This window comes from Adhaeribacter soli, from assembly GCF_008727925.1.
Lineage (GTDB): Bacteria > Bacteroidota > Bacteroidia > Cytophagales > Hymenobacteraceae > Adhaeribacter_A > Adhaeribacter_A soli.
The window spans coordinates 324,274-338,972 of record NZ_VTWT01000006.1 but is presented as its reverse complement, the minus strand read 5'-3'; the positions used below and the strand labels follow the sequence as shown (position 1 = coordinate 338,972).

General features: G+C 48.3%; 12 protein-coding genes. 8 read left to right on the top strand and 4 right to left on the bottom strand.

Features of this window, described 5'->3' with window-relative positions; genetic code table 11:
• Window positions 1-159 precede the first annotated feature (159 nt).
• Window positions 160-1,137: an NAD(P)-dependent alcohol dehydrogenase gene (locus F0P94_RS12685; protein ID WP_150904256.1), complete on the top strand. Its 978-nt coding sequence runs from the start codon at window positions 160-162 to the stop codon at window positions 1,135-1,137.
• Window positions 1,138-1,804: 667 nt separating this feature from the next.
• Complete coding sequence (uraH, locus tag F0P94_RS12680; protein WP_150904255.1) at window positions 1,805-2,215, top strand: hydroxyisourate hydrolase; 411 nt, start codon at window positions 1,805-1,807, stop codon at window positions 2,213-2,215.
• Window positions 2,216-2,391: 176 nt separating this feature from the next.
• Here the strand turns inward: uraH and F0P94_RS12675 are convergent, their stop codons facing one another.
• Window positions 2,392-3,204, bottom strand: a complete 813-nt coding sequence (locus F0P94_RS12675) for a 2,3,4,5-tetrahydropyridine-2,6-dicarboxylate N-succinyltransferase (protein WP_150904254.1) — start codon at window positions 3,202-3,204, stop codon at window positions 2,392-2,394.
• Window positions 3,205-3,250: 46 nt separating this feature from the next.
• Between F0P94_RS12675 and F0P94_RS12670 the strand changes: the two genes are divergently transcribed.
• The 6 genes from F0P94_RS12670 (at window position 3,251) to mnmE (ending at window position 10,734) form a co-directional block, all read left to right on the top strand.
• Window positions 3,251-4,387, top strand: a complete 1,137-nt coding sequence (locus tag F0P94_RS12670; RefSeq protein ID WP_191907034.1) for a glycosyltransferase — start codon at window positions 3,251-3,253, stop codon at window positions 4,385-4,387.
• 77 nt (window positions 4,388-4,464) lie between these two features.
• Window positions 4,465-5,478 carry a 3-oxoacyl-ACP synthase III family protein gene (locus F0P94_RS12665; RefSeq protein WP_150904252.1) on the top strand — a complete coding sequence of 338 codons (1,014 nt, stop codon included), beginning with the start codon at window positions 4,465-4,467 and terminating at the stop codon, window positions 5,476-5,478.
• Window positions 5,479-5,729: 251 nt separating this feature from the next.
• A complete protein-coding gene (locus F0P94_RS12660) occupies window positions 5,730-6,386 on the top strand; it encodes a metal-dependent transcriptional regulator (protein ID WP_150904251.1) in 657 nt (218 codons plus the stop codon).
• A gap of 63 nt (window positions 6,387-6,449) precedes the next feature.
• Window positions 6,450-8,336, top strand: a complete 1,887-nt coding sequence (locus tag F0P94_RS12655) for an Nramp family divalent metal transporter (RefSeq protein WP_150904250.1) — start codon at window positions 6,450-6,452, stop codon at window positions 8,334-8,336.
• Between the two features lie 130 nt (window positions 8,337-8,466).
• Window positions 8,467-8,994 (top strand): thioredoxin family protein, encoded by a 528-nt coding sequence (locus tag F0P94_RS12650; RefSeq protein ID WP_150904249.1) that lies wholly within the window; start codon window positions 8,467-8,469, stop codon window positions 8,992-8,994.
• Between the two features lie 369 nt (window positions 8,995-9,363).
• A complete protein-coding gene (gene mnmE, locus F0P94_RS12645) occupies window positions 9,364-10,734 on the top strand; it encodes a tRNA uridine-5-carboxymethylaminomethyl(34) synthesis GTPase MnmE (protein ID WP_394349683.1) in 1,371 nt (456 codons plus the stop codon).
• 207 nt (window positions 10,735-10,941) lie between these two features.
• Here the strand turns inward: mnmE and F0P94_RS12640 are convergent, their stop codons facing one another.
• From F0P94_RS12640 to F0P94_RS12630, 3 genes are all read right to left on the bottom strand, one after another.
• The gene (locus tag F0P94_RS12640) at window positions 10,942-11,334 is read right to left on the bottom strand and encodes a YidH family protein (RefSeq protein ID WP_150904247.1); all 393 of its coding nucleotides are present in this window, start codon (window positions 11,332-11,334) and stop codon (window positions 10,942-10,944) included.
• 120 nt (window positions 11,335-11,454) lie between these two features.
• The gene (locus F0P94_RS12635; protein ID WP_150904246.1) at window positions 11,455-12,885 is read right to left on the bottom strand and encodes a DUF1254 domain-containing protein; all 1,431 of its coding nucleotides are present in this window, start codon (window positions 12,883-12,885) and stop codon (window positions 11,455-11,457) included.
• Window positions 12,886-12,983: 98 nt separating this feature from the next.
• On the bottom strand, window positions 12,984-14,180 hold the full coding sequence (locus tag F0P94_RS12630) for a DUF1254 domain-containing protein (RefSeq protein WP_394349684.1): 1,197 nt from the start codon (window positions 14,178-14,180) through the stop codon (window positions 12,984-12,986).
• Window positions 14,181-14,699 lie beyond the last annotated feature (519 nt).

Below are 14,699 nucleotides of genomic sequence, written 5' to 3'. Positions count from 1 at the left end.
CCATTCCGCTGTGCTTTTTTTATTGGCCCTGATCAAACAAAGGCATGTTCAGCAAATAACACTTTTAAATTGCATGGTTAACCCGAAAATATTCCGTTACTTCGGCCTTATCATTTCACTTTCCCCAAGCCGTTAAACAGCTCCCTATTCTTCCGCCCTATGAAAGCAGCCGTCAACACGCAATATGGTCCTCCCGAAGTTATAAGCATAAAAGAAGTAACCAAACCGGTACCTAAGGAAAATGAAGTACTAATAAAGGTCTTTGCTTCCACCGTTAACCGGACCGATTGTGGTTTCCGGAGCGCGGAATACGTTTTAAACCGGTTATGGAGCGGCCTCATTAACCCGAATTATTTAGCCTTGGGTTGTGAGTTTGCCGGTCAGGTGGAAGCCATTGGCAATAGGGTAACTTCCTTCAAAGTGGGCGATAAGGTTTTCGGCTTTAACACGAAAAAGTTCGGCGGCCACGCCGAATACCTTACGCTGAATGAAAACGATACTTTTACCACCCTTCCGGCAAATTTCACCTACGAACAAGCTGCTCCCTTAACCGAAGGCGCCCACTACGCTTTGAATAATATCCGGGCAGCGAAAGTTACCCGGGGGCAAAACGTGCTCGTTTACGGCGCAACCGGCGCCATCGGTTCGGCAGCCGTGCAATTGCTGAAGCATTTCGGCGCCCACGTAACGGCCGTTTGCAATACCGCGCGCGTTGACATGGTAAAAAGCTTAGGTGCGGATGTGGTCATTAATTATGAAAAGGAAGACTTCACCCAAACCAGGCAGACTTACAGTTTTATCTTTGATGCGGTTGGTAAAAGCTCTTTCGGACAGTGCAAACCCCTGCTTACTTCAGAAGGCACTTACATTTCTACGGAATTGGGCAAAAAGGGAGAGAACCTCTGGAAGGGACTAATAGGACCATTCAAAAGCGGTAAAAAGATTTTGTTTCCGATTCCGATTCTAAAAAAAGAAGACCTGCTTTTCCTTAAAGCATTAGCCGAAGCCGGCAAGTTCAGTCCCGTAATTGACCGGTACTACAACCTGGATCAAATTGTAGAAGCGCATAGATACGTGGAAAGCGGACAAAAAACCGGCAATGTGGTGTTCAGGATAATCGGAGATGGCCGGGAATAAGCTTTGCTGCTTTAACCTTTAGGTTCTAATCACCCAAGGTGTATCTCGATCTATAATTAATTATTCATTGCCGTCTGCTTTAGCTGACGGTTTTCAGAAACAGACTTTTTGCTTTGGCCTAACATTTTCTACCCCCGGCCTGTCCCCCGACAGGCCGGACTATCGCCGCTCCCTTCAGGTAGCCAACCCACCAGACATTTTACCTTAATTAACCGCTTTATGGAAGCTTCTGAACAATGCGCATGGCGGCAGTGCTTCCGGCCTGTCAGGGGACAGGCCGGGGTGGAAGGTTGTTTTTATTGCTAGTTCTCCTTTACCAACAAAACCTAAGTAAGAGCATGTTTAAATTTCATTTTTGCAAGCGAAAATTTTCAGTACCGGGTTCTGTGGAAGGCTTTTTGGAGCAGCATAGCAGCGCTATGGTGCGAGAAAAAGACAAACTCAGGTTCCGGTAATGGAAATTTGCAGCGCAAAGGATGAATTTTAAACATGCTCTAAGGCTGATATTTTAAACCAGATCAAAACAATTTGGCTGTTGGTTGGTTAATGCTTTGGCTAATATTTATGAAACCGAATATTTGATTGAATAGAACGAATTACCTCACTTCGAATTAAGGTTCATAAAGAGGCTTTAACTATTAACCCTTAAACAATCCATTCTCTTACCATGAAGCATTACCTTTTTATGCTGGCCATTTTACTGGCAGCCACCGGAATTTGTCAGGCTCAGGAAACTCAATATCAGCTTTCGAGCCATATTTTGGATATTACCAACGGCAAACCTGCCCCAAACGTAAAAATTACGCTCTCCAAACAAGATCCTAAAGGAAACTGGGCCGTACTGGAAGAAAAATTCACCGATGACAATGGCCGGATCAAAGACTTTCTGAAACAGGACGGCAAAACCAAAACGGGTATCTACAAAATGACCTACCACGTGAACCCTTATTTTGCGAAAAAAAACCAGCCAACCTTTTATCCCTTCATTGAAGTAGTGTTTGAGCTCAAAGATGATCAGCATTATCACGTGCCTATCACCTTGTCGCCATATGGTTATTCTACTTACCGGGGAAGTTGAGATCAGCAGAAACACCTGAAAACCGGCCAGACTATTTTAGCCAGTTGTCTACCCCATAAAATCGTCAGCGAAAGCAGACGGCAATGAAAAAAACTTATAAATGGATATTTTCCCTTAAATAAAAAGGCTGCCAGTTTTGGCAGCCTTTTTCATAGCATTTTCTTCCGAAAGCAATCTTAAACCGCCACCGCATGCTCGCGCAAAGCATCGTTGAGCGAAGTCTTCAGGTCGGTGCTTTCTTTCCGCTGACCGATGATCAGGGCGCAAGGAACCTGGTATTCGCCGGCAGCAAATTTCTTGGCGTAGCTACCCGGAATTACCACCGAACGCTCCGGCACGTAGCCTTTGAATTCTTTTGGCTCGGAGCCGGTAACGTCGATAATTTTGGTGCTGGCCGTAATGCAAACGTTCGCCCCGATCACAGCTTCTTTCCCAATCCGTACGCCTTCTACCAGAATGCTTCTGGAACCAATGAACGCGCCGTCTTCGATAATAACCGGAGCGGCCTGCACGGGCTCTAATACGCCGCCCAAACCTACGCCGCCACTCAGGTGAACATTCTTGCCCACCTGGGCGCATGAACCTACCGTAGCCCAGGTATCTACCATGGTTCCTTCATCTACGTAAGCGCCAATGTTTACGTAGGAAGGCATCATGATTACGCCTTTGGCTACAAAAGAACCGTAACGGGCAATGGCATGAGGAACTACTCTCACCCCGAGTTGGGCGTAGTTTTTCTTTAAAGCAATTTTATCGTGGAATTCGAACGGCCCTACTTCTATGGTTTCCATTTTCTGGATCGGGAAATACATCAGCACCGCTTTCTTCACCCATTCGTTTACTTTCCAGGCATTGCCTTCCGGTTCGGCAACCCGGATGCGGCCTTTGTCCAGTTCTTCCAGCACGTTGCGGATCGCTTCCTGGGTATTTATATCCTGCAGCAGGCTCCGGTCCTGCCAGGCATTTTCTATAATAGTTTGCAAGCTCATAGTAGCGTTAAATGGATTTAAGGCCAAAAGTATTAAATTTCGACCGATGCAAAAAACCAAGATCTTAATTGCCTCGGTCCTGAAGCCGGTAAACGATACCCGTATGTTTGAAAAGCTGGGACAGTCGCTGGCAAAACTACCCGAAACGGAAATTCATATTGCCGGATTTGCTGCTAATGCCGTTAGCACATCCAATAATATCTGGTTTCATCCTATTTTCAACTTCCGCCGCCTGAGTTTTAAAAGAATAGCCGCACAAAGGAATTATTATAAATTATTGCTTCAAGTAAAGCCGGAGGTAATTATAGCCAGCACCTATGAATTACTGCCGGTTACGATTCTTTATAGGATATTTTTCAGAACGGTAATTTTATACGACGTACGGGAGAACTATTACGCCAACATCCGGTTTCAGCCAACTTTCCCCAGACCCTTGCGCTGGTTTTTAGCCAACGGCGTCCGGTTGCTCGAGAGACTGGGGAGCCCTTTTATCTCCCACTATTTTTTGGCCGAAAAAGCCTATGAAGCCGAACTTCCTTTTATCGGTAAAAACTATACCGTACTGGAGAATAAATATAACCAGGCAGCCGGTGAAAATGTTTTAACTAAAATCCCGGTTCAACTTCAACCCGACAACCTGCATTTTCTTTATTCCGGCACAATCTCCCCGGTATATGGCATCTGGGAAGCAATTTCGTTTATCGAACGGCTACATAGCCTGGAAAACAAAGTAAAGCTGACCATAATAGGGTATTGCCCCAAAGAAACCACTTACCAGGAATTAAAAGACCGCATAAGCGATAAACCTTACATTACCCTGATCGGGGGAAATACCCTGGTACCGCACCCAGAGATCGTAGCCCAAATCAGGAAAGCGAAGATCGGGTTGCTGCCCTACCGGCTGAACCGGAGCACGCAAAATTGCATCCCCACCAAGCTGTTCGAATACCTGGCGAACGGTTTAGTCGTTATTATACCGGAAAACCCGCTATGGGAAGAAATTGTTAACAGAAACCGCGCCGGCCTGCAGGTTAACTTCGAAAAGGAATCTGCAGAAAAGATGTTAACCCGGATATACTCCGACACGTTCTACCCTGATGGAAAAATACCACAGGATGTGTTTTGGGCGAATGAAGAACAGAAATTGCTATCAATTTTCACGCAAAAACCCATAACCACTTAACCAGCAAGCTTATAATTCAATATAAATTTATTTTTAGACTTATCTAAACTTTCAATAAAATCAACTATACTTGCAATATGGAAACGAAAGCGCTTCGAAACTCTAAAATTGCCGGCATCGGGCATTATGTACCGGAAAAGGTAGTTACCAACTTCGACCTCGAAAAGATCATGGACACCACCGATGCCTGGATCCAGGAACGGACCGGTATCAAGGAACGTCGCTACTTTGAAGAAGGAAAGGATACCACGGCCAACATGGGCGCCAAAGCCGCGGTAAAAGCCCTGGAAATGGCCGGCCTGAAGCCGCAAGACGTAGACATGATCATCTTTGCCACTCTTAGCCCGGATTATACCTTCCCTGGCTCGGGCGTGCTCTTACAGCGCGAACTCGGCCTGAACAACATTCCGGCGCTGGACGTACGGAACCAGTGCTCCGGTTTTGTCTATGCCTTGTCGGTAGGCGATCAGTTCATTAAAACCGGCATGTACAACAACGTGCTGGTAGTAGGTTCCGAGATCCATTCCTCCGGCCTGGATTTTTCGACCCGCGGCCGGGCCGTTTCGGTGATCTTCGGCGACGGCGCCGGCGCGGCAGTCCTCACCCCTGCCAACAACCAAGAAACCGGCATTCTTTCCACTCACTTACACGCCCAGGGCGAATTTGCGGAAGAGCTGGCCGTGATCGATCCGGGAAGCATCAAGAAAGAACGCCTTACCCACCAGATGATCGACGAAGGCAGCATTTACCCTTACATGAACGGCAGTACGGTTTTCAAACACGCCGTGCAACGATTCCCGGAAGTAATTAACGAAGCACTTGAAGCAAACGGCTATAAACCCGGTGATATTGACATGCTTATCCCCCATCAGGCAAACCTCCGGATTACAAGTTTCATTCAGCAAAAAATGGGCTTACCTGAAGATAAAGTATACAGCAACATCCAGCGCTACGGCAATACCACCGCCGCTTCCGTACCAATCGCCTTAAGCGAAGCCTACAGCGAAGGCAAGATCAAAAAAGGCGACCTGGTTTGTTTAGCCGCCTTCGGCTCCGGATTCACCTGGGCCTCCGCCCTCATTCGCTGGTAATTTAAATTGTTGATTGTTGATTGTTAATTGCTGATTGAAGGAATTATGTTTAGGGAGTTTTCAGGCCAAAACCCTACTGTTTATCAAGGCTGTTCAATGTTTAAAGGGAAATACTGGGTAAAAAACGCAGCAAGTTTAGTTGGCAGGCACAAGCCATGATAGAGTAGTAAGAATAAAAAACAATTAACAATTAACAATTAACAATTAACAATTAACAATTAACAATCAGCAATTAACAATCAGCAATTAAAATGCTAAGCTTTACCGAGGAGAATTACATAAAGGCGATCTATAAGCTTTCGGAAGATGGCGACGGGGCGGTAACTACCAATGCGATTGCGGAAGTAATGCAAACCAAAGCGGCCTCGGTAAGCGATATGTTGCGCCGCCTGAACGAAAAAGAGATCATCAATTACGTAAAGTACCGGGGCGTTACCTTAACCAATAGCGGCCAGAAAACGGCGTTGCAGCTGGTCCGGAAGCACCGGCTCTGGGAAGTTTTCCTGGTAGACAAGCTGAAGTTTAACTGGGATGAAGTGCACGAAGTGGCCGAAGAACTGGAACACATCACCTCCGACCTGCTCATCCGCCGCCTCGACGAGTTCCTGGGTTACCCGAAATACGATCCGCACGGCGACCCGATCCCGACCGAAGATGGCTTTATGGCGGTGAAGCAACAGGTACTGCTTTCCGAATTAGCGCCGGGGGAATCGGGTCTGGTAATGGGGGTAAAAGATTCGCAACCCCTCTTCCTGCAATACCTCGACAAAGTGGGCATTTACCTGGGCGCAAAACTTAAAGTAACCGATAAAATGGAATACGATAATTCTCTGGAGATCAGCATCGACCATAAAAAACAATTATCCGTTTCGGCCGAAGTTTCGAAGAATATTTTCGTATCGCGGTAAAGGTAAAACAGTAGGGTTTTGCCCTTAAAAACAGTTAAGTTTTCAGCACCGAATAATTTTAAAATGTTCAGAGAAAACACACATGCCTCGAGGTCTTTAGAAGAAGTCCACTCCTCAGTAGACACTACTGCTCATAAGGGATTCTTTCGAAAACTGCTGGCGTTTATGGGTCCGGCTTACCTGGTGAGCGTGGGTTACATGGACCCGGGCAACTGGGCGACGGATATTGCCGGCGGCAGCCAGTTCGGTTACAAACTGATCTGGGTGCTGGTGATGTCGAACCTAATTGCCTTGCTGTTGCAAAGTTTAAGTGCTCGATTGGGCGTAGTGCGGGGCAAAGACCTGGCCCAAGCTTCGCGGGAATCGTACCCGAGCTGGGTGAATTACCCGCTTTACTTTCTGGCAGAAATTGCCATCGCGGCTACCGACCTGGCCGAAGTGCTCGGCATGGCCATCGGTTTACAGCTGCTTTTCGACATTCCCTTGTTCTGGGGCGTGGCCCTTACCGTACTCGATACCTTCCTGCTGCTTTTCCTGATAAACAAAGGCATGCGGAAAATGGAAGCTTTTATTCTGGTATTAATAACCATTATCGGGGGCGCCTTTTTCCTGCAGATGATCTTTGCCAAACCTGATCTTCCGGCGCTGGCTCAGGGCCTGGTACCCAACCTGCCTAACAACACCGCCCTTTACATTGCCATAGGTATCATCGGGGCAACGGTAATGCCCCACAACCTTTACCTCCACTCCTCGCTGGTGCAAACCCGGAAATTTGAGAGAACCGAAGAAGGTATCCGGCGAGCCCTGAAATTCAACTTCATCGATTCGGCCATTGCCCTGAACCTGGCGTTGTTCGTGAATGCCGCCATCCTGATCCTGGCTGCCGCCGCTTTTTACCGGAACGGCATGTTCGAGGTATCGGAAATTCAGGACGCCCATAAATTCCTGGCGCCGTTGCTGGGCACCAAGTGGGCGCCTATTCTGTTTGCCGTGGCCCTGATCGCGGCCGGCCAAAGCTCTACCTTAACGGGAACCCTGGCCGGGCAGATCGTAATGGAAGGTTATCTGAACTTGCGCATCCAACCCTGGCTCCGCCGCATGATCACCCGCCTGATCGCGGTGTTGCCGGCATTGTTCGTGATCTATTATTTTGGGGAAGATGAAACTGGAAAGATGCTGGTTTTCAGCCAGGTTATTTTGAGCATGCAGCTGGGTTTTGCCGTTATTCCCCTCATTCACTTTGTAAGCAGCAAAACCCGGATGGGCACCTTTGCCATTGGCCCGGTTATTAAAGTGGCCGCCTGGGTTTGCACCACCATTATTGTGGCGCTGAACGGAAAACTGGTGTACGAGGCAGTGGTGGAACTACTTCAAACCTCGGAACATCCTACCCTGATCTGGACCACCGTAGTACCGGTTCTGGCGGGAGCAGCTTTCCTTCTGCTTTACATAACTTTTCAACCTTTTATATCCACTATTTTAAAGCCGGTTTCCCCGGCACCCCATGGCGAACCGGCAACTTTGCTAAACCTGAAAAAACCGACTTACACCCGCATTGCCGTTCCGATAGACTTTTCGAAATCGGACCGGGTGGCAATAAAGAATGCGGTTACGTTTGGCCACCACGAAGCGGAATACCTGCTGATTCACATTGTGGAAAGCGCCGGCGCCCTGGTAATGGGCCAGGACATTGAAGACCAGGAAACTTCCAGCGACCAACTGAACCTGAATAAGTACGCCGAGCAACTCCGCCTTCAGGGCTATCAGGTTACCATTCAGTTAGGTTTCGGCAACCCGAAAAGGCGCATTCCGGAACTGGTAAAAGCGTACAATGCCGACCTGCTGGTAATGGGCTCGCACGGGCATAAAATGGTTAAAGACCTGATCTACGGCGAAACGATCGATTCGGTAAGGCACAGTGTGGATATTCCGGTCCTGATCGTAAAGTAAAGAGTAGCAATAATTTAGCTCACTCTGAATTGACTCTAATTACCTGAATAGATCAGGGGAAGTTGTTCTGAAGTTTGGGTATTGTTCCTAATGCCTGTTTCGTTATATTTGTAAAGCTTAACTTCTGATTATGAAACGATACCATTTACCCGCTTTGCTGTTGCTGGTGCTAACGCTGGCAGCCTTCCGGTTTTCCGATAAAGATAAAAAAGAGAAAGACCCGATAAACTGGATCTCGATCGAGGAGGCGGAAAAGCTTTCGAAAAAGCAGCCCCGCAAAATTGTGATCGATGTGTATACCGACTGGTGCGGCTGGTGCAAGAAAATGGACCAGTCAACCTTCGCCGACGAAAAGGTTGCCAAGTACGTGAACAAGAATTTCTACGCCGTAAAACTGGATGCCGAATCGAAGGAAGACATCGTGCTGAACGGCAAAACGTACCGTTTCAACCCCAGATACAAGGCCCATGAATTAGCCGTGGAGCTGTTGCAGGGCAAAATGGGTTACCCGAGCACCATTTACCTCGACGAAAAATTCAACATGCTCACGCCGGTAATGGGCTACTACGACTCTAAGGAATTCGAGAAACTGTTGCGCTACTACGGCGAAGACCACCACAAGAAAATGGCCTACGAAGAATTCAAAGCTCAGAAGTAAAACCGTACCTTTCCGGCCGAAAAACCTGAACCAGTACTTCCGGCACCAGCTTAAAAATTGCATGGCTTGGAATCAGGTTGGTTTGGAAAATATTTCCGTACCGGGAAATGCTGGATTTGAATTAACCTGCATTTTCCCTGGTTAATACTTAATTAACTGACGAAGGCAGGAAAGATGAAAGTCCCCCTTTGGAGGGGGCAGGGGGAGGATTACATTATTTGATCAAAATTTTTATCAGTTTAATCTCCTGTCCTCCCCCTACCCCCTCCAAAGGGGGACCTCAAAGAATTTACGTAAGATCAGTTAATCAAATACGGCCCCAAAAACCCGGAATTACTAATCACTAATCATTAATCCCTAATCACTAGTTTGAATTTCCTTTCTCAAGATACCATTGTGGCGCTGGCGACTGCTCAAGGTCCCGGCGCCATTGCCGTTATCCGGCTTTCCGGTCCGGAAGCCATTTCCATTACGAATAAAGTTTTCCGGGGCAAAAACCTGGAGCAGCAAGCAAGCCATACGCTTCACTTCGGCACCATCCGCGACTGCGAAAGACTGATCGACGAAGTGCTGGTAAGCTTATTTGTAGCGCCTCACTCCTACACCAAAGAAAACGTAGTAGAAATTTCCTGCCACGGTTCCGAATACATTGTAGCCGAGATCATCAAGATCCTGCTTCGTGAAGGCGCCCGCCTGGCCGAAGCCGGTGAATTTACCAAGCGTGCTTTTCTGAACGGGCAAATGGATTTAGCGCAAGCCGAAGCCGTAGCCGACCTTATTTCTTCCAACTCCCGCATAAGTCACGAGGTTGCCATGAAGCAGATGCGTGGCGGCTTTTCGGCGGAAATAAAAAACCTGCGGGCTCAACTCGTGCATTTTGCTTCCATGATAGAACTGGAACTGGATTTTGCCGAAGAAGACGTAGAATTTGCCGACCGCACCGCCTTGCGTAATTTAATTCACGAAATCCAGAAACTGCTCCGCCATTTACTCCAAAGCTTCGAACTGGGCAACGTACTGAAGAACGGGGTGCCCACCGTAATTGTCGGGAAACCGAATGCCGGAAAATCTACTTTGCTCAACGTGCTGCTGAACGAAGAAAAAGCTATTGTATCCGACATTCCCGGCACGACCCGCGATTTCATTGAAGACGAAGTAAGCATCGAAGGCATCCGTTTCCGCTTCATCGACACCGCCGGCCTCCGCGAAACCGAAGACAAAGTGGAAGCCCTGGGCGTAGAACGCACCCGTCAGAAAGTGGAAGAAGCGGCCCTGGTGCTTTACCTTTTCGATGTAAACACGACTTCACCGGAAGAATTAAAAGCCGAAGTAGAAGATCTGAAAACTGCCGGAAAACCCGTATTGCTGGTAGCCAATAAACTCGATGCCGCTGCCGATAAACTTATAGACTTTGGCAGTTTCGAGAACCTGATAGGCATTTCAGCCTCCCGGCACCAGAACATTCCGGAACTGAAAAAGGCTATTCTTTCGCAGGTAAAAACTGCCGGCTTACAAGACCGGAGCCAAACCATCGTAACGAATCTCCGGCACGTGGCCAGCCTCGAAAAAACCTACGCCGCCTTAGACGATGTCCTGAACGGTATTGCGCTGGGCATCAGCAGCGAACTGGTAGCTTCCGACATCCGCCGCTCTTTACATGCGCTCGGCGAAATTACGGGTGAAATTACGACCGACGATTTGCTGGAGAATATTTTCAGCAAGTTCTGTATCGGAAAGTAAATTCAATAAAGAATTGCTGGTCCTGAAAGCTACAGCAGTTTTTTATGATCGGGTAAGTGGTTTAGGTAAAAACCAGGTAGCCAATAGCCGCCTGGATGTAAGGAAGAAAACTAATTAAAAAACTAAGGTAAATGCAGAAATGGCCTTAACTAAAACAGGTTCAGTATCATTTACGATGTTTGAATTTATTTCTTTCGCTTAATACTTTTAGCTAAACGGACCTGTATTGAGAATTATGCTTCCGAACATCAGAAAGCCAAGAATAATTAGTAAGCTAGCCGTGAGGAACGACAAGTCAGTCCAAAACTTGTAACGTTTGTCTGGATTTATTCTTTTTATATATCTGAAATGTTGAATAACTGCTATGACAAGCGCAAAGCTTCCCAGGCCAATAAGGAAAAGCCCCACATTACGCGGTTCGTGGGGCCTGATTATGGTATTATTTGCCTCTAACAGGAAAATATTCAGGAACTTGTAGATCGTAAATCCGAAACTGATCATGGAGAGTGCAGTCCGGATCCAGGCCATAAGGGTACGCTCCGCCGCAAAAAGGGTGCGTTCAACCGCTAAATCGTCAACCGGTGGTTTTTTACCATCCATTTTCCCTGAATTCCTTTAAATTATTTATCAGGTAGGCTGTTCCTAAATACCGGAATCTCCCACCCTGTTACTTTCCGGAACTCAGCGGCGATGACACTTCGCCGCCGCACCACCAAGCACCTATTTAACCAGTTCGATCTCTCCCGGACGCCAGTTTTTCTCGAACCAAGGCTCCAGTGGTCCATAAAGGCGGAGAGCAGTATTCCAACCCTTGCCGGGGATAGTTTGGATCCAGTTATTCTCCTTCCCTGCCGGGGCCTCTGGCCCGAAGTATACATCGGCAGAGCCGTCCTCGTTCAGGCCAAAACCTTTATCGTGGCTGTTTATAGCCGGCCAGGGTTGGTCGGTTTGTAGCTGAGAGCGGGTCTGATTGTCGTAGACCGTGATCGACCAGAAGTTTTTTACCGGGATGTTGGGCGGAAGGTGAAGCTTGTAGGTTTTGGCCCCATCGAAAGGCCTTCCCTCAGAATCCACGAATGCCCCGACGTACTGCGATCCCTGGCCTATCATCTTCTGCTCAATAGCCGGGGTCGTGCCCGCTCCGCCAATGAAAAAAGCCTGCGTGTAAGCGTCAAGAACGAGGACGCCGTCCTCTAAAAATGCATAATTACCGACGAAGAAGCTTCGCCAGGAGCTGTTCCCGTAGAGGTATGCTTCCTTTTCCCGCATCCGGAAGGTAAGAGCCCGGGCGGTAGCATCACCAACCGCTGCCGCTTCCCTGAGAATGGCTTTCATACGGTCGTCTGGGGAAAAGGGCTTACCTTTGCTGATGCCAATAGAACGGAAGAAGCCAAGTGTAACCGGGTCGAGTGAGTCGGAGGGCTCCGCCTGCACTATCTCGTTCAGGTACTCCCAGAAGGCGTAGTCTGCCGGCTGTACCAGGCAAAAGTACTTGTCGGTTACATCCACGAAGTTTAGCTTTGGTGGATTATCGGCCTGGGTGAGCGGGTAGATCTGCGTCATCTGTCTGATTACCTCAACCCCGGGTTTGGGGTCTCCTTTCTCGTCCAGGAAACTGCGCCAAAAGATAAACATCCCGAAGGTTTTTGGCCTTACCACGATGTAGCCTTCGGGTATTTCATCTGCATAGCCCGGGGGAAGCAACAGGTATTTACCGCCATCCCCTTTATCTGGTCCGGTAAATCCCACATCCGAAATCCAGTGAGCCCAGATATCATTTATGATGCCAAGTACCTTAGGAGGGATCACAACAACCAGCGGACCCGCATTAAGATCGATCCAAACATTGCTGTAGGGGGTAACGTTTTGGGTCATCCAGAAAATTGTTTTGGGCGTGATCCTGTTTTCCCAGATCAGGAGGGTAAAGTTTGCGGGCCCCCACTGAAGGAGTGCCTTTTTCATGCCTACCTGGCTTACGGCAGCCAAGGCCAGCAAATATGCCTGGACCGCCCGCTGGTAGTCCAGGTTGTCATACAATTTTTTCACGCTTTCATCGTCGGGAAAGCCGTCAAAAAAATTGAGTGTGCCAAGGCGGGTATCGACCTTGTCAGGAGAGGCAATGCCCGGCGGAATTGGGGTAGTATTTTTCATTTGCTCTTCCGGTTTATTTTATAAAATTTGTTTACTAAGGCAAAAGGTAATTAGCTCTTTCCCAGCCTGGCAGCTATGGTCTGTACGCCACCTTCCCGCTATTTAACCAGTTCGATCTCTCCCGGACGCCAAGTCTTATTAAACCACGGCTCCAGAGGACCGTACAAGCGCAGCATGATGAACCATCCTTTGCCGGGAATAGTCTGTATCCAGTTGTTTTCCTTGCCTGCAGGTGGCTGCGGCCCGAAATAGACATCAGCAGAGCCATCCTCGTTCAGGCGGAAATTCTTGTCCTGGCTGCTTACCGCCGGCCAGTGCTGGTCGGTCTGCAATTGGGAACGGGTCTGGGTATCGTGGATAATTGCTGACCAGAAATTGTTGACGGGGATGTTGGGCGGCAGGTGGAGCTTATAGTTTTTGGAACCATCGAACGGCCTGCCGTCTGCATCTACATAAGCCTCCGCGTACTGCGAACCCTGGCCTATCATTTTCTGCTCCTCGGCCGGGGATATGCCCGTGACGTGAAAGAAATTCTGCACGTAGGCGTCAAGAATAAGGGCGCCATTATCCAGGAACTCATAGCCGCCGGCGAAGAAGCTTCGCCACGCGCTATTCTCATAAAAGTAAGCGTCTTTTTCCCGCAACCGGTAGGTGATTGCTCTTGCAGTTGCATGGCCTACCGCTGCCGCTTCCCTGAGAATGGCTTTCATTCGCTCATCCGGAGCGAAAGGCACTCCCCTTTTGCTGCCTATCGATCGAAAGAAGCCTAGAGTTACCGTATCGAGTGAGTTAGAGGGCTCTTCCTGCACAACCTCGTTCAGGTATTCCCAGAAGGTGTAGTCTGCCGGGGGTACCTGGCAAAAGGGCTTGTCGGTCGCGTCGATGAAGGTAAGCGTTGGAGGTTTATCGGCCCTGGAGAACGGGTAAACGCGTGCCGTTTGCTTAATGAGGTGTACCTGGGGTTTAGGGTCTCCTTTTTCGTTTAGGAAACTCCGCCAAAACATGTACATCCCGAACGTTCTGGGCTTAACTACTATGTAGCCTTCGGGTACCTCTTCTTCGTAGCCCGGAGGAACGAAAAGGTACTTGCCCCCTTCACCTTTGTCAACTCCCAGGAAGCCTACATCCACTACCCAGCGACACCACATATCATCAATGACGCCGAGTACTTTAGGAGGGACTTCTATCACGAGCGGCCCCTCTTTGAGATCGATCCACATAAAAAAGTAAGGCGTATTGTTGTTTGCCGTCAGGGCAACGGTACGGGGAGTGATCATGTTCTCCCAGATGAGCATAGTGGTGTTTGCAGGTCCCCATTGGGTTAGCGCCTTGCGCGCGGCAACCTGGCTAACCGCCGGCAATCCCAGCAAATACGCCTGGACCCCACGTTGGAAGTCGAGACTGTCGTACAATTTTTTCACGCTTTCATCGTCAGGGAAGCCGTCGAAAAAGTTGAGTGTGCCAAGGCGGGTTTCGACCTTATCGGGTGAGGCAATGCCCGGTGGAACTGGGGTTGTGTTCTTCATTACTCTTCCTGTTTTTTAAATGAACCGTTGGGCCGGGCTGTAAAAAATTTGAAAAAAAAAACGGAACTGCCAGAAATGAATGGGTGCGGGAGTTGAATGTACTGGTCTGTTTACCACCCTGCTAAATTGATAAAGTAGCGAAACAGCAGAATATTTTCAGCTCAGCAGGTTTTTAAGTTAATAGCTCCAGAAAGCAGGTTTTTACAGGAAAAATCTATATCCCGATTTAGAACCGAAAGAAAACAGCGGGATTCCGGAAAATACAATTAAAATGGGCTCCTGAACAGG

What these genes read in the sequence shown, in the direction of transcription:
- F0P94_RS12685 (WP_150904256.1), top strand. Translation starts at nt 160, where the DNA reads ATGAAAGCAGCCGTCAACACGCAATATGGTCCTCCCGAAGTTATAAGC.
- uraH (WP_150904255.1), top strand. Translation starts at nt 1,805, where the DNA reads ATGAAGCATTACCTTTTTATGCTGGCCATTTTACTGGCAGCCACCGGA.
- F0P94_RS12675 (WP_150904254.1), bottom strand. Translation starts at nt 3,204, where the DNA reads ATGAGCTTGCAAACTATTATAGAAAATGCCTGGCAGGACCGGAGCCTG.
- F0P94_RS12670 (WP_191907034.1), top strand. Translation starts at nt 3,251, where the DNA reads ATGCAAAAAACCAAGATCTTAATTGCCTCGGTCCTGAAGCCGGTAAAC.
- F0P94_RS12665 (WP_150904252.1), top strand. Translation starts at nt 4,465, where the DNA reads ATGGAAACGAAAGCGCTTCGAAACTCTAAAATTGCCGGCATCGGGCAT.
- F0P94_RS12660 (WP_150904251.1), top strand. Translation starts at nt 5,730, where the DNA reads ATGCTAAGCTTTACCGAGGAGAATTACATAAAGGCGATCTATAAGCTT.
- F0P94_RS12655 (WP_150904250.1), top strand. Translation starts at nt 6,450, where the DNA reads ATGTTCAGAGAAAACACACATGCCTCGAGGTCTTTAGAAGAAGTCCAC.
- F0P94_RS12650 (WP_150904249.1), top strand. Translation starts at nt 8,467, where the DNA reads ATGAAACGATACCATTTACCCGCTTTGCTGTTGCTGGTGCTAACGCTG.
- F0P94_RS12640 (WP_150904247.1), bottom strand. Translation starts at nt 11,334, where the DNA reads ATGGATGGTAAAAAACCACCGGTTGACGATTTAGCGGTTGAACGCACC.
- F0P94_RS12635 (WP_150904246.1), bottom strand. Translation starts at nt 12,885, where the DNA reads ATGAAAAATACTACCCCAATTCCGCCGGGCATTGCCTCTCCTGACAAG.
- F0P94_RS12630 (WP_394349684.1), bottom strand. Translation starts at nt 14,180, where the DNA reads ATGCTCATCTGGGAGAACATGATCACTCCCCGTACCGTTGCCCTGACG.